This window comes from Adhaeribacter aquaticus DSM 16391 (genome assembly GCF_000473365.1).
Taxonomy (GTDB): domain Bacteria; phylum Bacteroidota; class Bacteroidia; order Cytophagales; family Hymenobacteraceae; genus Adhaeribacter; species Adhaeribacter aquaticus.
The window spans coordinates 2,854,374-2,872,458 of record NZ_KI421517.1 but is presented as its reverse complement, the minus strand read 5'-3'; the positions used below and the strand labels follow the sequence as shown (position 1 = coordinate 2,872,458).

The 18,085-nt window shown below is 39.4% G+C and carries 17 protein-coding genes; 7 read left to right on the top strand and 10 right to left on the bottom strand.

The features are described from left to right. Positions 1–436: 436 nt before the first annotated feature. Complete coding sequence (locus tag ADHAQ_RS0114830; protein WP_026463603.1) at positions 437–1,435, bottom strand: sugar phosphate nucleotidyltransferase; 999 nt, start codon at positions 1,433–1,435, stop codon at positions 437–439. Between the two features lie 213 nt (positions 1,436–1,648). On the opposite strand from ADHAQ_RS0114830, the gene ADHAQ_RS0114825 reads away from it, so the two are divergent. From ADHAQ_RS0114825 to ADHAQ_RS0114810, 4 genes are all read left to right on the top strand, one after another. After that, on the top strand, positions 1,649–2,227 hold the full coding sequence (locus tag ADHAQ_RS0114825; protein WP_026463602.1) for a LemA family protein: 579 nt from the start codon (positions 1,649–1,651) through the stop codon (positions 2,225–2,227). Between the two features lie 82 nt (positions 2,228–2,309). Further along, positions 2,310–2,747, top strand: coding sequence for a TPM domain-containing protein (locus ADHAQ_RS0114820; protein WP_026463601.1), 438 nt, complete (start codon positions 2,310–2,312; stop codon positions 2,745–2,747). Positions 2,748–2,817: 70 nt separating this feature from the next. Beyond that, complete coding sequence (locus tag ADHAQ_RS0114815; RefSeq protein WP_034256845.1) at positions 2,818–3,609, top strand: TPM domain-containing protein; 792 nt, start codon at positions 2,818–2,820, stop codon at positions 3,607–3,609. Between the two features lie 45 nt (positions 3,610–3,654). Next, the gene (locus ADHAQ_RS0114810; RefSeq protein WP_034256844.1) at positions 3,655–4,047 is read left to right on the top strand and encodes a hypothetical protein; all 393 of its coding nucleotides are present in this window, start codon (positions 3,655–3,657) and stop codon (positions 4,045–4,047) included. Positions 4,048–4,149: 102 nt separating this feature from the next. Here the strand turns inward: ADHAQ_RS0114810 and ADHAQ_RS0114805 are convergent, their stop codons facing one another. The 3 genes from ADHAQ_RS0114805 to ADHAQ_RS0114795 all read right to left on the bottom strand — a co-directional run bounded on the left by ADHAQ_RS0114805 (position 4,150) and on the right by ADHAQ_RS0114795 (position 5,041). After that, positions 4,150–4,395, bottom strand: coding sequence for a hypothetical protein (locus ADHAQ_RS0114805; RefSeq protein ID WP_026463598.1), 246 nt, complete (start codon positions 4,393–4,395; stop codon positions 4,150–4,152). Positions 4,396–4,408: 13 nt separating this feature from the next. Beyond that, entirely contained in the window at positions 4,409–4,645 is a 237-nt protein-coding gene (locus ADHAQ_RS0114800; RefSeq protein WP_026463597.1) for a hypothetical protein, read from the bottom strand. A 192-nt stretch (positions 4,646–4,837) separates the two neighbouring features. Beyond that, entirely contained in the window at positions 4,838–5,041 is a 204-nt protein-coding gene (locus tag ADHAQ_RS0114795; RefSeq protein WP_157433428.1) for a hypothetical protein, read from the bottom strand. A gap of 308 nt (positions 5,042–5,349) precedes the next feature. On the opposite strand from ADHAQ_RS0114795, the gene polA reads away from it, so the two are divergent. Then, positions 5,350–8,193 (top strand): DNA polymerase I, encoded by a 2,844-nt coding sequence (gene polA, locus ADHAQ_RS0114790; RefSeq protein WP_026463595.1) that lies wholly within the window; start codon positions 5,350–5,352, stop codon positions 8,191–8,193. Between the two features lie 228 nt (positions 8,194–8,421). Then, positions 8,422–9,315, top strand: a complete 894-nt coding sequence (locus ADHAQ_RS0114785; RefSeq protein ID WP_026463594.1) for an NAD(P)/FAD-dependent oxidoreductase — start codon at positions 8,422–8,424, stop codon at positions 9,313–9,315. 117 nt (positions 9,316–9,432) lie between these two features. Here the strand turns inward: ADHAQ_RS0114785 and ADHAQ_RS0114780 are convergent, their stop codons facing one another. After that, positions 9,433–10,332 carry a hypothetical protein gene (locus ADHAQ_RS0114780; protein ID WP_026463593.1) on the bottom strand — a complete coding sequence of 300 codons (900 nt, stop codon included), beginning with the start codon at positions 10,330–10,332 and terminating at the stop codon, positions 9,433–9,435. A gap of 441 nt (positions 10,333–10,773) precedes the next feature. Between ADHAQ_RS0114780 and ADHAQ_RS25855 the strand changes: the two genes are divergently transcribed. Beyond that, positions 10,774–11,739 carry a zinc dependent phospholipase C family protein gene (locus ADHAQ_RS25855; RefSeq protein WP_051359948.1) on the top strand — a complete coding sequence of 322 codons (966 nt, stop codon included), beginning with the start codon at positions 10,774–10,776 and terminating at the stop codon, positions 11,737–11,739. A 66-nt stretch (positions 11,740–11,805) separates the two neighbouring features. On the opposite strand, the gene ADHAQ_RS0114770 is transcribed toward ADHAQ_RS25855, so the two are convergent. The 5 genes from ADHAQ_RS0114770 to ADHAQ_RS0114750 form a co-directional block, all read right to left on the bottom strand. After that, positions 11,806–12,732, bottom strand: coding sequence for a M48 family metalloprotease (locus tag ADHAQ_RS0114770; RefSeq protein WP_245590620.1), 927 nt, complete (start codon positions 12,730–12,732; stop codon positions 11,806–11,808). Positions 12,733–13,061: 329 nt separating this feature from the next. Continuing rightward, positions 13,062–13,433 carry a hypothetical protein gene (locus ADHAQ_RS0114765; RefSeq protein WP_026463591.1) on the bottom strand — a complete coding sequence of 124 codons (372 nt, stop codon included), beginning with the start codon at positions 13,431–13,433 and terminating at the stop codon, positions 13,062–13,064. A gap of 279 nt (positions 13,434–13,712) precedes the next feature. Continuing rightward, the gene (locus ADHAQ_RS0114760; RefSeq protein ID WP_034256842.1) at positions 13,713–15,083 is read right to left on the bottom strand and encodes a GH1 family beta-glucosidase; all 1,371 of its coding nucleotides are present in this window, start codon (positions 15,081–15,083) and stop codon (positions 13,713–13,715) included. Positions 15,084–15,181: 98 nt separating this feature from the next. After that, positions 15,182–16,192, bottom strand: coding sequence for a glycosyltransferase family protein (locus tag ADHAQ_RS25850; protein WP_034256840.1), 1,011 nt, complete (start codon positions 16,190–16,192; stop codon positions 15,182–15,184). Then, on the bottom strand, positions 16,189–17,058 hold the full coding sequence (locus ADHAQ_RS0114750) for a UDP-2,3-diacylglucosamine diphosphatase (RefSeq protein ID WP_026463589.1): 870 nt from the start codon (positions 17,056–17,058) through the stop codon (positions 16,189–16,191). The genes ADHAQ_RS25850 and ADHAQ_RS0114750 overlap by 4 nt, the downstream gene beginning before the upstream one ends. Positions 17,059–18,085: the final 1,027 nt, after the last annotated feature.

Sequence of the window (18,085 nt, the reverse complement as noted above, 5' to 3'; positions counted from 1 at the left end):
TTCTGGTTTTTATAAAACCTCAGAAAAATAGCTTTATTATATATTTAAGTAGTTTAGAATAAATTTATTTTTTTCTTTCAGAAACTCCTGCCACATCTCCTGCTCAATTTCTTCAGCTGACTATAGCTTGTTTATATTGGCTAAAATCCGCCCGATTTCTGATTCACGGTCCTCTCAACCACCCTCAAGCATGCCCCGCTTTGCCCGCCGAAAGTTGAGTAATAAAGCTAATTCTTCTTTACTGGCACTTCGCAAATCAGTTGATTTAAATTTCTGGTAAAATATATTTCGCAGTCACCGAACTAGCGCCAGTAGTTTTATAAATACTCCAGTATCCTCTTTTTTAGCCGCTCCGGCCACTGCACTAAATCATACTTACTTAAATGAGGGGAAACTGGATATAAGATGGGCCCATAATCCTGTTCATCCGAAAAGATTATTCACTAAAGTTTATTTCTGTATTATCGCCAATGTTAAAGCTATGGCTAAGTCCCAGAAGCGAAGAGTCGCTGCCTACAATTGAATCGTGCATAACCGTGTTCCTGAGCTCGCTGTATGAGCCAATAATAGAATCGTGCAGGATAGTATTTTGAACAATGGTGTTATCGCCGATAGCAACATTGGGCCCAATAATGGAATTAGAGATTGTGCAGTTTTTGCCAATACTTACTGGCTGAATAATAATAGTATTAGGGAACTGCGGTTGTTCATTTTGCTGAGAAGCCAGCCGATGCAATAAAATAGCATTTGCCTCCAGAAGTGTATCCTTTCGGCCACAATCAAACCAGCTATCAACTTCTTGTACAGCCATTTTTTCACCTTGCTTTACCAATTGCATCAGGGCATCTGATAGATGAAATTCTCCCATTGTCCTGATATTTTGCTGCATGATAAAACCTAATGCCTTTACAAGCAGGTGAGGCTGGTGTATTTTATAAAGCCCAACTAAAGCAATATTCGATTTCGGGATTTTTGGTTTCTCTATAACTTTAATTACCTGTTCATTAGCATCTATTTCTGTAACACCAAATAAAGAAGGCGTATCTACCTTTTTTACAGCCAGCATGGTACCCGGGAAGCTGAGCAACTTCTCCATATCGGTCTCCACAATAGTATCGCCCAGTACAATTAAAATATCTGTTTCCTGCTCAAAGGTATGGCGGGCAATGTATAAGGCATGGCCAATACCCTCCCGTGGTTCCTGCACCACAAATTCTGTTTGTACCTGCGGGTATTCCCGCTTTACAAAAGCCTCAATTTTCTCGCCTAGATACCCGATAATAAAAACAAACTGATTTATACCACCCGCTAATAAACGGTCGATGATGTGGCCCAAAATGGTATTACCTGCCACTGGTATTAAAGCCTTAGGCTGGGTATGGGTGTGTGGGCGAAGTCGTAAACCAATACCAGCAACGGGAATGATAGCCTTCATATTTACGGTTTTATTTAGCGCAATATAAAAAATATGTGGTTAGCGCCCTTATTTTTCTAACCAAGCTTCTTTTAATTAAAAATTTCTAAAGTTTTACTTTGTTCAAATTATAAATTAAATAGCAAATACTTAATATTTATAACTGTGTTTGGCTAATTTCGTACCTCTATTTCAATCACTATTTAAGAAAAATTTCTACTGATGATAAAACCTATGAAAAAATTATTGCTTTATTTTTTCGGATTTATTGTGCTCCTATCTCAAACCTCCTGCGGCTATAACGAAATGGTAGCAAAGGACGAAAATGTGAGTGCTAAATGGGCCCAGGTGCAAAACGCTTACCAGCGTCGTGCCGATTTAGTGCCCAACCTGGTAAATACGGTAAAAGGAGCGGCCAATTTCGAGAAAACTACTTTAACAGAAGTAATTGAAGCCCGCTCCCGTGCCACCAGTATCCAGTTAAGTCCGGAAAACCTGACTCCGGAAAACATAGCAAAATTTCAGGCTGCCCAGTCACAATTAAGTGGTTCGCTTTCCCGGCTATTAGCTACTGTTGAGAGTTATCCGCAGCTCAGAGCTAACCAAAACTTCCTGGAGTTGCAGGCCCAACTAGAAGGCACCGAAAACAGAATATCAGTGGAACGGATGAACTACAATGGGGCGGTACAGGATTATAATACCTATATCAGGTCATTCCCGCGCAATATTTTTGCTGGCTGGTTTGGGTTCCAACGCAAAACGCCATTTGAAGCCGATCCCAATGCGCAGCGGGCTCCAAGCGTTCAATTTTAAAGGTGGTCAATAGGAAGAAAGACAGTAAAAAGCAACTAACCGCTTTTTACTGTCTTTCTTCCAAACCTGAAGGTAAAGAAAAATGAAAGACACTATCACGCCAGAAGACGAAATACAGATAGTTAATGCCATTAAGGAAGCTGAGAATAACACCTCTGGCGAAATTCGGGTTCATATAGAAAATACCTGCGAAATAGACACACTAGACCGTGCTACTCAGGTTTTTGCTTATTTGCACATGCACCAAACCAAATTGCGCAATGGCGTTTTGTTCTACGTAGCCTTAAAAAGTCATAAATTTGCTGTTTTGGGCGATGCTGGTATAAATGCTGTTGTTCCACCTAACTTCTGGCACGAAATAACAAATCTGGTAGTAGGCTTTTTTAAGCAAGGCAAATATGCCGAGGGTTTAAGCAAAGGAATACTAATGGCAGGAGAACAACTTAAAGCCTACTTCCCGTACCAGGAAGGTGCTGACACAAACGAACTGGATAACAATATCTCTTTCGGAACCGAATAAATAAGAGTAGTAAACTTTGGCTTGCCTTGTTTTGGGTACCTGCCCTGTTGTTATACCTGCGCTAAATATTATGAAAAACTTACTGCTACTATTCTTTTACCTAACCATTTCCGTTTCACCACTGGCTGCACAGGAGGCCGGAGATGTACCGCCGCGCCCAAATCCGCCGCGGTTGGTAAACGATTTAGCTGGCATATTGCAACCCGACGAAGTGGCGGCACTGGAGCGAAAGCTTGTCGCTTACAATGATTCTACTTCTACCCAGATTACCATTGTGAATGTTTCTTCTATTGGCCCTTATGAAATTGCCGCTTTTGCCTACCGTATAGCCGAGACCTGGGGAATTGGGCAGAAAGGGAAAAACAACGGGGTTATCATACTAACAGCTGTAAAGGAGCGAAAGGTAAATATCTCTACCGGCTACGGCATGGAGGCTATTTTGCCTGATGCCATTGCTAAACGCATTACAGAATACACATTAAAACCAAATTATAGAAATGGAGATTACTATAAAGGGTTGGATGAGGCTACCAGTTTTATCATAGATGTTGCCAGCGGGCAGTACAAAGCAGATCCTAAAGGCACAAGTGGAGGCGATTCGCCGGTTATGTTCTGGTTGATAATTGGCTTCCTAGCCTTGATAATCTTATTAAACTTCCGTAAAAAGGGTGGCGGCGGCAGAGGGGGCCGGGGAATGCGCACTTTAGGTGGACCTTTCTTTCCTCCGGTAATTTTCGGTGATTTTTCTTCTGGCCGTGGTCCTTTTGGCGGAGGCGGAGGCTTTGGTGGTGGCGGCGGAGGTGGTTTTGGCGGCTTTGGTGGCGGCTCATTTGGCGGCGGCGGGGCCAGCAGCGATTGGTAACTGCTATAGTTTTATTGTAGTACTTAAACTTAACCTGTGTTTAACATGCTAAAATCATTATTTCTGCTAGTTACAGGCTGCTTTTTGTACCTCTCATCCGCCCGTGCACAAATAAGAAATACAACTTCCGTTTCCTCCGACAGCGTTATGATTACCATTTTTCTGAAACACCAGCAGGATAAAAGCTTAAAAGAAATTCAGAAAAAGCAGGAAGAGAATAAACTTTGGGAACAATTTCCGCCTAAAGAAGCGCGGGTAATTTCATGGTATGTAATGATGGGTATTGGCCAGGTTGTTACAGTTAAAATTCCTGCATCCGCATTACGCCCACTAAATTTAGCCATTGAGAATGGAGCCTGGGGAGCTTTCGATACCGAGTTTTACCCTACCTACGATTACGTTCCTATCTGGAAAAACAACTTAAAATCTAAAAAATAACCTGCATTTTCAAGAATAGAGCTAATGTAACCTACAAAGAAAAAGCACAGACATTAAGTCTGTGCTTTTTCTTTTTTTAAAATTAAAACTTGAAAGCCTGTTTTACAGGGAAGGCAACTTAATCATGTTCAGGTATGGCTCCAGGCAAATTATATTCTTAAACCCGCTAACCTCTATCACCTGCTTCTGATCTGCTTCTAAAACCCAAATTTCTACAAAGAAACATTTAACTGCAAATAACTTAATTCTATACTCCTTTAAGGTGCGTTGTGCCAGCAATAATCCCCTGACTTGCACAATCTCTGCACGCAACTTAGTAGAATAAGTATTGAAGTCAGTTAAATTCATTAGCTATTTTTATTTATACTGCCTGGTGTGCTGCAAAAGAAACTGGTCTTTCGGCCATTTTATTGTGAGCCAAATATTTTATTCTTTCTTCTAAGCTCTCAATAAGTTGCTTATTAGCATTAGACTGTAGCTCCTGGCTATCAAGTTGCTGAAGCTTAACCAATAGTCCTAAACAATCAGAAAAGGAATAGTTAGCAATGGTATTTTTTCTATCTAAAAACGAATTTGTATTTATTGTTATTTTTGGCATAATTCAATTAATCTATAAACTACCTCTTATAAGTAAAAAGAGGCTAAAAAGTTACTTGCCTCCCTGTTTTTACGTATTTATTTAACCCTATCAGTACTTCGCGTATACAGCGTTTTTTGTACTTTTTACATACAACCCGAAGCCACTTAGTGCATTACAACTTTATATATTAAAAACTTTATAAAAGTCAGTTTAAACTCCAGTTATATCTCCTCCAGATTCCTTAACAGCAACCAGCTTTAATATTCTGGCTTCAACCTTTTTTAATAAAGCCTTTCTTGTGGGCAGATTATATGAAGCTTCTGCCTTGTCTTGTAACTTTCTAAGCAACTCCAGACAATTGTGAATATTTAACTGCTCAATTTCTGCTGGGTTAATTAACTGCTGCTTTTCCAAAACCAATTCCCTTTGTTTTATAGACTACTTGAAGATAGGCGAAAAAATTCCCTTGCATTAATAAAAGCCTAGTTTTTAAGTATTTAAAGGCGTAAACTCAGTAATAACACCCGCTAAAAACCTAAATACGTATAGCTTTTTCTTAATAAATTTATACTTAAAGCTTTTTACTTAAGTCAGTTTTAGATGGTTAATTGAACAGTATTTAAGCACCCTTCTATTTAATGCACGCCTCCTAGTTTGCAACATTTAAATTTTAACTATCCTGGCCGTTAGCGGTTATTCCTAAAATCTGATTAATTTTGGCTATGAGCGAAAGAACAAAAAAACTATTTCTACTGGATGCCATGGCTCTTATTTACCGGGCGCATTTCGCATTCAGTAAAAACCCGCGCATTAATTCTAAAGGCATGAATACCGGGGCCGCTCTCGGTTTTACCAATACCTTATTTGAAGTTTTATCTAAGGAAAAACCAACGCATATTGGAGTGGCCATAGATGGACCAGCTAAAACATTCCGGCACGAAAACTTTACAGAATATAAAGCAAATCGGCAGGCAATGCCCGAAGATATTGGCATTGCTATTCCCTACGTAAAACAAATTGTAGAGGCTTTCAATATTCCCTTACTAGAATTACCAGGTTATGAAGCCGATGATGTAATAGGGACTCTTTCTTGTAAAGCTGAAAAAGCAGATTTTGATGTGTACATGATGAGCCCTGACAAAGACTTTTGCCAGCTGGTAACCAATCATGTTTTTCTATATAAACCAGCTTTTTTAGGTAATGGGGTAGATATTCTGGATGTAAAAAAAGTATGTGAGAAGTGGGAAATCAGCAATGTAAAACAGGTAATTGATATTTTAGGTTTACAAGGCGATGCCGTAGATAATATTCCGGGCATACCAGGTATAGGCGAAAAAACCGCTAAAACCCTAATTCAGAAATACGGTTCGGTAGAAAATCTTATTGCCAATGCCGATGAACTAAAGGGAAAACAACGCGAAAATATCATTCAATACGCCGAACAAGGATTACTTTCGAAGGAACTGGCCACCATTCATTTAGATGTACCCATTGACTTCAATGAAGATCTGTTTCAGTACCGGGGACCGGATGCTGAAAAATTGAAAGCATTATTTGAAGAACTGGAATTCCGGCAACTAGCCCAGCGAATTTTAGGCACCAGCTTAGCCGAACCTGCCAAAGCTCCCGCAGCCAAAGCTAACCGCACCATGGTAAAAGGTAAAAAATCTGATCAGCAAACCTCCTTATTTGAAGAGCTTGCTGATTTGGTAGCTGATATTCCGGAATCTGCTCCTGCTCAGAATACGCAAAAGAAAGATATCAACAACACCCTGCACGATTATCATCTTATTAATACACCAGAGCTGCGGGCTAGCTTAATAAACTTTTTGAAGCTGCAAGGAGAAATTTCTTTTGATACCGAAACCAACAGCATCGACCCCATTACAGCTCGTTTGTTAGGGATGTCTTTCTGTTATAGAGCCGGGGAAGCTTATTACGTACCCCTACCGGACAATAAAGAAGAAGCGCAAAAAGTTGTAGAGGAGTTCCGGTCTGTGCTGGAAGACCCCGCAATAGTTAAAATCGGTCAAAATATTAAGTATGATATTCTGGTACTAAAAAGTTATGGCATAGAAATAAAAGGACGCATTTTTGACACCATGCTGGCACATTATTTACTTGAGCCAGACATGCGGCACAACATGGATTTGCTTTCGGAAACTTACCTGAACTATACGCCTGTTTCTATTACCGAGCTTATAGGTAAAAGAGGAAAAAAGCAGCTAAGCATGGCCGATTTGACACCCGAAGAAGTTTATGAATATGCTTGCGAAGATGCCGACATTACCTTACGTTTAAAGCAATATTTTGAGCCCCGCCTGGAAAAAGCTGGGGTGATGAAACTATTTAACGAGGTAGAGAATCCACTTATTCCGGTTTTAGCCGCCATTGAAAAAGAAGGTATAAGTATTGATGCCAGTGCCATGGCGGAGTCATCGAAGGAACTTTCCGGCTATATGGCCGACCTGGAGAAACGAATTTATGAAATTGCCGGCACTAATTTTAATATTGGTTCTCCTAAACAACTAGGTGAGATTTTATTTGAAAAATTAGGCATTCAGGAAAAAACCAAAAAGACCAAAACGGGTCAGCATGCCACCGGCGAAGAAATTTTATCTAAGCTGGCTCATAAACATGAAATCGCCCAGCTTATTCTGGATCACCGGGAATTATCTAAACTAAAAAGTACGTACATAGATGCCTTACCCCAACTGATTTGCCACCTGGATGGCCGCGTACATACTTCTTTTAACCAAGCAGTTGCCGCCACCGGGCGTTTAAGCTCTACCAACCCCAACTTGCAGAATATTCCTATCCGCACAGAGAAAGGCCGGGAAATACGTAAAGCTTTTGTACCCCGGGATCAGAATTACCTGCTGGTTTCAGCCGATTATTCGCAGATAGAGCTTCGCATTATGGCTGAATTTAGCGGCGATGCCACCATGAAAGAAGCGTTCCAGAAAGGATTGGATATTCACTCTTCCACAGCGGCCAAAGTATTTCGGGTGCCTATAGATGAAGTAGATTCTGATATGCGACGCAAAGCCAAAACCATCAATTTTGGGATTATATACGGCATTTCAGCTTTTGGCCTGGCCGATAGGTTAAATATATCACGTCGGGAAGCCGCTGATATTATTGATGCTTATTTCCAGGAGTTCTCCGCCGTAAAAAACTATATGGACGAGGCTATCAGTAAGGCCCGCGAACAAGAATATGTAGAGACTTTATTAGGCCGTCGCCGGTACCTCCGCGATATAAATTCAGCGAATGCCAACATTCGGGGATATGCCGAACGCAACGCCATTAATGCTCCTATTCAAGGCACAGCTGCCGATATAATCAAAATTGCCATGATCAATATTCATAATTGGCTGGAAGAAGAAAAACTAAAAACCCGTATGATTCTGCAGGTACACGACGAATTGGTGTTTGATACCCCAAGAGAAGAATTGGACTACATTAAACCTAAAATAGAAGACCTGATGAAGCATGCGCTGCCGTTAAGCGTCCCGATGGAGATTGGTATAGGGGTAGGCGAAAACTGGCTTCAGGCACATTAATTTTCGTTTGTTTATCACATTACAAAAGCCCAAACAAATCAATGTTTGGGCTTTCTTTTTCTACCCTGTAGTGTCAACCGCTCTTGAGAATGCTTCTTTCAAAACCTCTATATATGTTTACAATTGTAACCTGGAGGTGCAGACTTAGCCATTTATATATTTTTCTGCCTGTTTCATCATCCTTATTTAGAAGCTTCACGTTAAGGGATAGCTACTTATTTTTAAGCTATGTACGATGTAACTATTATTGGCGGCGGACCAGCCGGCTTAAGTGCTGCTTTATTACTGACGCGGTGCATGCGTAAAGTAATTTTGTTTGATTCAGGAGAATACCGGAATGCTTATTCAAATGCCATGAATGGCTTTATTTCGAGAGACGGCACTAATCCCAAAGAATTTTTAAAATTGGTCCGCGCTGATTTGAATAAATATAAAGTTGATCTGAAAGACAGAAGAATTGTAAAGGCGCGCCGCGACAATAACCTATTTGAGGTAACTGATAGTGATAATAATATTTACCTTTCCCGGAAGCTTCTGATTGCAACTGGTGTAAAAGACCGGTGGCCACAAATTCCAGGTATCGAGCCCTTCAATGGCAAGAGTGTGCATCATTGTCCTTACTGCGATGGCTGGGAATCCAGAAACAAACCGCTGGGCGCTTATGGAAAAGGGCGGGATGGCTTTGGTTTATCCTTGTCCTTAAAAACCTGGAGCAGCGATGTTACCTTATTTATGGATGGGATCCGGAACTTAAGAAAAGAAGATGCTGCCGTGCTGGAACGAAACCACATAAAAGTAGTAACAGCCCCTATTGAACGGGTAGAAGGAGAAGGAACCGAGCTGAAACGGATTGTGCTGAAAGGAGGTGCCACCATTCCGTGTGAAGCTTTATTCTTTAGTACTGGCCACGAACAACGCAGCAATTTAAGTATAGAATTAGGCTGCGATTTTACCAGCAAAGGGGTAGTACGTACTTATAAAAATCAGCAAACCAATATACCAGGCCTTTTCGTGGCAGGCGATGCGGCCCGGGAAATGCAATTGGTAATTGTAGCTGCCTCTGAAGGCACCAAGGCTGGCGTGATGATTAACAAAGAGCTTCAAGAAGAATTCAGGTTATAAATAACTATAAAAGCATACTTTTAAACTATAGCCACATGAGCTTAAGTAACTAAAAGTATGCTTTATATTTATTATTAAAGACCAATCAAATAACTAGCTGCTATCTATTTATTGTAATTAGAATCCAGTATAAGTAAAGGTACCGGAATAAGAAACGGTTCTTCCACCAACATCTACAGTAGTATACCTGGAAACTGGCCTACCAGCTTCGTTATAGCTATACCCGTAGGTTTCAGCACCAACTAAAAGATTACCATCTTTACTAAGGATATATCTTTTGCCCGGATTATTTACCCATAGAGTTACTTGTGGCAGATAAGGTTCTGATAAGTACGGAATAGCATTCTGTTTATTATCAAAGTTCTCGTAATGGAAAGAGGCTGACAATACTAACTGCCCCGTTGCCGGATCAATATAATATTGCTTCATCAGGTTCATATTTCCTTTATTATCATAAGCATAAACCTGTTTTTCAAATTCAGTTTTACTTCCATCTAATGCTACTCTAAAACCATGTTGCTCTATTAATTGATTTTGGGAATTAAAGTTAAACACATATTCTTTTAAAGGCCGGTCAAGCAAATCGTATTTAACTGCTTTTTCTAACACCTCACCTGTATAAAAGTAACGGGTATTACCAAAATTATTTGTTGTTGCCTTTACTGGCTTTTTATTAGCGTCATACTCAAAGTTATGGATAAAAGTACCATTAGAGTGACTGGTATAACGCTGTAGTGTTCCATCTACATTGTATTCCAGTAGTTGTGTGTATTGCCCTCTAAACGTCATGGATTTACCCTGAACAGGAGCTGGAGTTGGATCAGCAGTGGCTGGCGGTGTATTCTCTGCCGGACTTTCTCCCTGCGGAGTATTTGCAGGAGATCCTGTTACCGGGGCAGGATTAGCAGTAACCGGCGCTATAATTTCATCTTCTTTACAGGCACTTAATAAAAAGGTAAGGCTGAATAAGAACGGTATTGTTTTATTTAGTATATTAAAAAGTAAGGTAGTTTTCATAAATTTAAATTTAATAAGTGAAACAGCTAATTATTTGGTTTGGGTTTAACAGGATCTGCAGCCCCTGAAACCCTGTTCATTCCCTTACCTATCAATCACTTACCACCCTCTCGAACACTTTAGCTAAATGCAGCTTTTATGCCAGAAACTGTTTTTTAGCAGCAATATTAAATTTTCCTTATATTTTACAATTTTCTTCTGACTCTGCTTTTTTGCTACAAAACATGTAAGTGTAGGCCTGCAATAATTATAGGCAGCAAAAGCAGTATACTAGAAGATATCCGCCTTACTATTTTCTTTAATTATTTACATTTTATCAATAAAAAACGCTATAAAATCAAAAGTTTAGAAGGTACCGGAGATTATTGATTTAGATTACTGTGCTTAAACTAATATCAAAGCAGGTCGTTGTAGAAAAGCAGATTAAGCTTTGTCAAGTACATGTATAAAAAACTTTGGCTGGTTTTATTATTACTTTGGGTCCCAACAAAGTTGTGGTCCTGGGGCTTTTTTGCTCACCAGCGCATCAATCGGTTAGCGGTATTTACTTTACCGCCTGAAATAATTGGCTTCTATAAAAAACATCTGCTTTATATAACGGAAAATGCTGTAAACCCCGACCGCAGGCGATATGTGGTGAAAGCGGAGGGTCCACGTCATTTTATTGATTTGGATGTATACGGAGATAGTGCCCGCACCAAATTACCTTTATTTTGGCGCGATGCAGTGGAACATTTTGGAGAAGATTCTTTGAATAAACATGGTATTGTACCCTGGCATATCAGCCTCATCAAATTTCAATTGACCGAAGCTTTCAAAGAACATAACTTAACTAATATTTTGCGCCTATCTGCTGATTTAGGGCATTATGTTGCGGATGCTTGTGTACCCTTACATACAACCCGCAATTACAATGGACAATTTACCAATCAAGCTGGCATTCATGGTTTATGGGAATCAAGACTTCCAGAACTACTTGCCAATAGTTATGATTATTTTGTAGGGCCAGCTATTTATCTTAAAAATCCGCAGAAACAGGCTTGGGAAATTGTCTGGCGATCCCATGCCGCACTGGACTCGGTATTCACTTTTGAAAAGCAGGTAACCAGTCAGGTTCCTGAAGACAAGAAGTATACCTTTGAAGAACGCGGTATTACCTCCGTAAAAACTTATTCACCTGATTTTTCAAAAGCGTACCACCAGAAATTGAAAGGACAGGTAGAACGGCAAATGCGCTTAGCCCTTTGGCTGGTAGGTTCGTTTTGGTATACTTGTTGGGTAGATGCCGGCCAGCCAGATTTAAACCATTTACAACCACTAACTGACGAACAAAAAGCTTTATTAGAAGCTGAACGCCAAGCCTTAAAACCTGTAATAACACCAGATCGGCCGCATGATGGGGAGTAAGCTACAAAAATAAAAAAGCCTGAATCAGGTGACTCAGGCTTTTAACTAAACACTAACTATTTAAAATTAAGATATAAAACCAACACGCTGGCCATTTTGATTTAAGACATACCCATTGTTTCCAATAAATAAAGATTCAAAATAATTGCTTTTCAACACAAATGGATAGCTTTGATTATTGGTTTTAGAGATTTTTCCGATAGTTTCCACTTCGCCATCACCCTTTACCCTTACCACATTCATATTAGCAGTCACATAAATTTTTTCATTAGGCAACGACGAAAAATTGATTTTACCTAATATATTTTGCGCTGTACCACCACGTTGTGACACCGTGCGGCTTGGGGTAGTTGCTACAGTTTGACGGCTGCTTGGAGCTGGCTGCCGTAATGCTACCGGCCTATTACTTGGTCTTGTATTCGCACTTGCAATAATTTGCTCATCTGCTGACTGCCAACCTTTACTGATAGATGCTAAACGCGTACTCCGTCCCGGATGCGTATGAGAACCTTCTTCATCAGATAACAGGCCAATGGCAGCCTGGGCATCCGCTAAACTAGCTCCCATTTTGCGCAACACAAAACCAGAGAATTCATCTGCCTCCAATTCATCCTGATGATTGCTGCCTCCTCTTGAAAGGGTATGGCCATTTAAGTGGTGACCAATCTCATGAGCCAAAATACTAACTGCAGCCCAGTCGGTTTTTACGGCGTTATTAACTGCCGCCACAAACTGACGGTTATATAAAATATAACGTTGGCCTCCATAAATTACAGCAGCTGCATTATCTATATTTGCTTCCCGTAATTCAAAACGTGGTTTTAAGCCAACTACATCAATAATCTCTTTAATAATATCCCGGGCACCGGCTTTAGGAGCACTAGCACTAGTGCTAGTAGGCACCCCTGAGGTTTCTGCTATGGCCTGCGGAGCCTGCATCAAAGCAACTACCGTCATCAACCACACCAAACCTTGCTTCACTGCTTTTTTCATAGATTCTTATATTCGATTGTGTATCTTTATTTCCTATTACTTAAACAAATTATGCCCCAAAAAGATCAATCTTGTTACAAAATTTTCTTCTTTTGAGCTAAATTTCTTATTCATAATATAGCAACATAAGTGCCAAACTCTATAGAATCAGTTATTCTCCCAAGGCTTTTTTAGGCATCTTAGTCAACTGATATGAAGCATATTAAATATATAAAAACTTAATATTTCAGCTAAACTTATTCCTAAAACTAATAGTTCCGAACAGCCAGTGTTACAAGAAAAAAAGCCCTGGCAAATGCCGGGGCTTACAATCAGAAAATAAATAACCCTTAAATTTTTCGAGTTTTAAAACCAACTATACAAGTTACGTCTACGGGTTTACCCTTTACTTCGCCGCAAGTTACTTCTCCACCCGGTACCGGCGTAAAACCAATAATAATGTGGTGTCCTTCTTCCACTTCAAAACCATTTACGGTGTACTTTTTCTCCTCCCCTGCTGCTGGTATTGTCTTGACTTTTGTTGGCAGTACAACCTGCCCATTTTCTAAAACCAGCTGCACCCCACAACTCTTATCAAACTTAACCTGAGCCATAATCTCACAGTCCTGCGGCATTACCACATCTTCTTTTTCACTACAACCGGTAAAGGTAAAAGCCCCCAACCCAAAGAACAGATATAATAGTAAGTAAATTTTCTTCATAAACAGTATTTAAGATGCTATAAACTAATCAGCAACCTTTACTACTCTAAGAGTATTTTCTATTAGGTTTGGTTGCCTGGGTTTAAAAATATTTTTATTATATAGCAATAATCATACCTTAAAATAAGGCTAATTAAAAATATTTTTACCCAATAAATAGTGAATTAGTTCTGATCTTAAACAGCTATAAATTAATAAGGTTTTGAAATGAAACAGAAAATCTGGGCAGTTTTAATAGGAAATCGGAATTTCCCCTAATCAATTATAAGTCTATTATTGTTATTGCTTCAAAAAATTACTATACCATTGCCCTGAAGCTTTTACATAACGTTCTTGAGTTTCAAAATCTACGTAAACTAATCCAAACCTAGGATTATAGCCTTCAGCCCATTCAAAGTTATCCGTAAAAGTCCAAACAAAGTAACCATCCACCTTTACCCCTTCTTGCTTCGCCCGCAGTATTTGTTTTAAATATTGCTGTAGATATTGCAGGCGCTGGGAATCCTGTACATTTCCATTTATTAGCACATCCGGAAAAGCTGCACCATTTTCGGTAATAATAATTTTTTTAACCTTCGGATAAGCCTGAAATTTATGGAGCATGTGGTAAATAGCTTCCGGATAAACTTCCCAGTTCATAGCCGTGTGTACTACTTTACGTTTATTTGCCGGCACCAAAGACGCCTGAATAAAAGGGGTAAATAAAGAATATTTAACTACCTCCCGGGTATAATTCTGAACGCCAATAAAATCAAAATCAAAAGGTAACAGGTCTTCATCACCCGCTTTAAAAAAATCGGTAATGCGCTTTAAAGACTTTACCTCCTGAAAAGGGTAGCCCAAACCTAATGCCGGCTCCAGGAAAAGTCGGTTTAGTATAGCATCTACCCTTAAAGTTGCCTTTTTATCCCGCTCTAAATCCCGGTAAGGCTCCAGGTGCGAACAGGAAAACGTGGTACCTACTTTGGCATGAGGCAAACTTGCTTTTAAAATACGCCCTCCAGCCGCCTGACATAAAGCAGCATGATGAGTAGCAGAAAGAAAAGATTTAATTCCTCTCCGGCCTGGCGCGTGCTTTCCTAGGAAATATCCGGCACCCACAAAAACCATGGGTTCATTCAATACCATCCAATTCCGCACCCTATCCCCAAACTTATCAGCACATAACTGGGCGTATTCTTCAAACCAACTTACAACATCCCGGTTTGCCCAGCCGCCCTTTTGTTCTAAAGCCAGCGGTAAATCCCAATGGTACAAAGTTACCCAAGGCTCAATGTTATTCTCTAAGCAATGGTCTATTATGCGTTGGTAGTAGTCTACTCCCTTGTAGTTAATTTGTCCTACCCCCTGGGGTAATATCCGGGACCAAGACAATGAAAACCGAAAGTTAGGAATATGCAACTCCCGCATCAGGTTTAAATCGGAATGGTACCGATTGTAAAAATCGCAGGCGTTGTTACCGTTATGATTGTTCAGAATCTTACCTTTAATTCCGGTAAAATGGTCCCAGATGGAAGCTCCTTTCCCATCAGCCTGATGAGCGCCCTCTATCTGGTAAGCTGCTGTTGAAACACCCCATTTAAAATCTTTACCAAATGCCTCTTTATGTAATTCTTCTCTTTTGAAACTATCTTCTACTACGCTATCCATTCTTATCTTTTTACTTTATGCTGTCGCCTTAGAATAAAGAATCCTATCCTTGGGGTGCGGCGAAACATTTCTTCCTTTCTAGTTTATTCGCTTTTTAGTTAAAACACTAATGATTCAGCTTTTACGGAATATTTTTCTAATAGCATATCCACAACTTTTTCTGTTTCATCCGGATAATGTACCGGAATAACTTTATCCTGCTGCAGCCACTCTCCTATTAAAGGCCCGTGTTTGGCTTTTAAACTTTTAATAACCGGCACCCCCATGGCTGCTAAAGCCGCGGCATTACAATGCTGTTCATACTGGTTTTTCATGGGAACTACCAATAATTTCTTTTCCATAAAAAGGGCTTCGGCAGGCGTTTCAAAACCAGCCCCGCAAAGTACCCCCGAACTGGTAGCCATACTTTCTATAAAAGCTTCGTTTTGAATTGGGCGTATGGATATATTCTTGTACTGAAATGGCTGACGGTTATGTTTAGAGAAAACCTGCCATTGCACCTGTTTAAAATCTTGAAGAGCTGTTACCAGACTTTTATCGTCATACGCTGGTAAGTAAACGGTGTAATGACCTCTGTTTTCAATTTGTAAATCTCTTACCTGAGACCGGATTACCGGCGTAAAAATTTTAGAATTGAACCGTTGAAAATGAAAACCGAAATGATCCGTTACCGGAGCATAATTACGCAAAATAAACCGCCCAAAAACATCTTGTTTTTTAGGTTGCGGAGCTTCGGGAGCCAGAACTGCACTTTGATGACTTAATGAAATACAAGGTAACTTTTTAAAATAACATGCCCAGGCCGAAACGGGCTCAAAGTCATTAATAACCAAATCATAATCTTCTACGGGCAAATCCCGGACCTCCTGAAAAAAAGATCGCGATTGTAATTGTGCAAAGGTCTGCACAAAATCTACCCCACCTTTTTTCCCGAATATAAAGCTCATCCCATGGTATTTATATTTAACCGGGAAGGGTAAAGCTAAATCGGCCTGGCAACCACTCATTAAAACATCTACGGCAGCTTTTTTCTTTAACTGGGGAATTACATCCAGCGCCCGGCTCAGGTGCCCGTTACCGGTGCCCTGTACAGCATATAATATTTTCAAGCGCGTTTAAGGTTAAATTCAGACATCAGGGATTGGAAAAGCAAAGTTGTATCTAATACTTCTGAACTAACCTCATCAGCCTCCTGGCTGTGCAGCGAAGTATCTTCCAAATATTTGTACAGGTGCCAGGTTCCACCAGAATACTCCAGAGCCGTCAGATTTTCTATCCAATCTCCGGAGTTTAGATATGTTACCTGGCCATTATTAGTAGTAATTTGTCGTATTTCGGGATGATGAATATGGCCACAAATTACATATTGATAATTGTTCTCAATGGCAATTTCAGCGCAGGTTTGTTCAAAATCGTTTATAAACTTAACAGCACTTTTTACTCGGTTTTTAATACTTTTAGATAGTAGAATTTTATCATATTTGAGTTTACTGCAAAAATAATTTATCAATCGGTTAAGAAGAATTAGCAGATCGTATCCTTTAGCGCCTAAACGGGTTAGCCATTTGGCATGCTTCATGGTAACATCAAATACATCACCATGAAAAATCCACGCTTTATGGCCATCTAACTCCAGCACTTTTTTATTCTCAATGCTAAATGAACCTAACTTAAACCCAACAAACTTCCGGAGCATTTCATCATGGTTGCCGGTAATGTATTCCACTTTCACTCCTTTAGCAATCAAGCCGGTCAGGTATTTTACAACCCGCATATGCGAAGCCGGCCAATAACTTTTACTAAACTGCCAGATATCTATAATATCACCATTCAGAATTATATGCTTTGGCTGGATACTTTTCAGGTACCGCAGCAGCTCCTCCGCATGGCACCCGTACGTCCCTAAGTGAGTATCCGAAATAATAACTACATCTACTTTTCTTTTGTAGGAGTGCAGTTTCCTGATATTAGCCATTCTTTACAGATTAGTGCGTTTTGAATGGAGAGCAAAAGGAGTGCAACCGGGAAAGAAAGAGGTTCTCTAACTTTTTTTTGAAAAAATTTACTAAAGTTTTCATAACACAAAAGTTTAGTGCACCATTGACCAATAAGCCAATAGATACAGGCCATACAACAATATTTTATAGAGATTCTTGAGCATAATCACCATCCTTAACCTACTGATCATTAATACGCTAAAGCTATTAATCAGACATTACCAGATAATTATAGCAATATTATTATTTTGTTAATTGGACAGGGAGAGAGCTATTGACAAAGCTACTTTTAGAGGCGTATAAATGGGGGTTTAAGCAATTTTGTTCGGGTCAGGTTAAAAGTACAGGAACTCAAAACCTAGTTTTTTTGTAAAGGATAAAAATTGCACTATTTATGTTGAACCACAATATCCAATATTTACCTAATCATTTAGAATTTGATTTTAATGAATTAGAATTAGTAGCAAGAAGCAAGCATTCGGTGCCTACTAATAGTTTCTCTATTTACAAGATAGGGCCAGAAAATTATATACTAAGAAACCAAATTTCTGAGCCAGAACAAGAAAAAATGGCAAACTGGCAATTTATCTCTGAGATAGATTACTTATCTTTTATATTATCAGGATCCATAACAGTACTTATATAGATAGAAAAAATTTACTCATCCTCTACCTCTTCTTATTTTCAAAACGCGAACTTATATTTATAATTAATATAACTTTTTTAATAAATATTTCGATTAGCATTCGAAAAAAGCGAATCCTACTTGTGCCTATTAGCAGGAGACTTTTTAATCAACCCAGAGAATAAGAAATCTATTTTTCAGGAACAGGAAATACAAAATCAGACACCGTTAAGGCTATAAGAGAAGAAAACACTTATAGCCAATTGTGGTTAGTACCCTGAGAAAGCTAATTTGATTTAAAGAGAAAAGGTTACCAACACGCACAAAAAAAACTCCTTAAAAAGAAGTAAATTTTTCTCCCTTATTACGTCTTTGCATCT

Coding starts and splice junctions, on each gene's coding strand:
- ADHAQ_RS0114830 (WP_026463603.1), bottom strand. CDS start 1,435: ATGAAGGCTATCATTCCCGTTGCTGGTATTGGTTTACGACTTCGCCCA.
- ADHAQ_RS0114825 (WP_026463602.1), top strand. CDS start 1,649: ATGAAAAAATTATTGCTTTATTTTTTCGGATTTATTGTGCTCCTATCT.
- ADHAQ_RS0114820 (WP_026463601.1), top strand. CDS start 2,310: ATGAAAGACACTATCACGCCAGAAGACGAAATACAGATAGTTAATGCC.
- ADHAQ_RS0114815 (WP_034256845.1), top strand. CDS start 2,818: ATGAAAAACTTACTGCTACTATTCTTTTACCTAACCATTTCCGTTTCA.
- ADHAQ_RS0114810 (WP_034256844.1), top strand. CDS start 3,655: ATGCTAAAATCATTATTTCTGCTAGTTACAGGCTGCTTTTTGTACCTC.
- ADHAQ_RS0114805 (WP_026463598.1), bottom strand. CDS start 4,395: ATGAATTTAACTGACTTCAATACTTATTCTACTAAGTTGCGTGCAGAG.
- ADHAQ_RS0114800 (WP_026463597.1), bottom strand. CDS start 4,645: ATGCCAAAAATAACAATAAATACAAATTCGTTTTTAGATAGAAAAAAT.
- polA (WP_026463595.1), top strand. CDS start 5,350: ATGAGCGAAAGAACAAAAAAACTATTTCTACTGGATGCCATGGCTCTT.
- ADHAQ_RS0114785 (WP_026463594.1), top strand. CDS start 8,422: ATGTACGATGTAACTATTATTGGCGGCGGACCAGCCGGCTTAAGTGCT.
- ADHAQ_RS0114780 (WP_026463593.1), bottom strand. CDS start 10,332: ATGAAAACTACCTTACTTTTTAATATACTAAATAAAACAATACCGTTC.
- ADHAQ_RS25855 (WP_051359948.1), top strand. CDS start 10,774: ATGTATAAAAAACTTTGGCTGGTTTTATTATTACTTTGGGTCCCAACA.
- ADHAQ_RS0114770 (WP_245590620.1), bottom strand. CDS start 12,732: ATGAAAAAAGCAGTGAAGCAAGGTTTGGTGTGGTTGATGACGGTAGTT.
- ADHAQ_RS0114765 (WP_026463591.1), bottom strand. CDS start 13,433: ATGAAGAAAATTTACTTACTATTATATCTGTTCTTTGGGTTGGGGGCT.
- ADHAQ_RS0114760 (WP_034256842.1), bottom strand. CDS start 15,083: ATGGATAGCGTAGTAGAAGATAGTTTCAAAAGAGAAGAATTACATAAA.
- ADHAQ_RS0114750 (WP_026463589.1), bottom strand. CDS start 17,058: ATGGCTAATATCAGGAAACTGCACTCCTACAAAAGAAAAGTAGATGTA.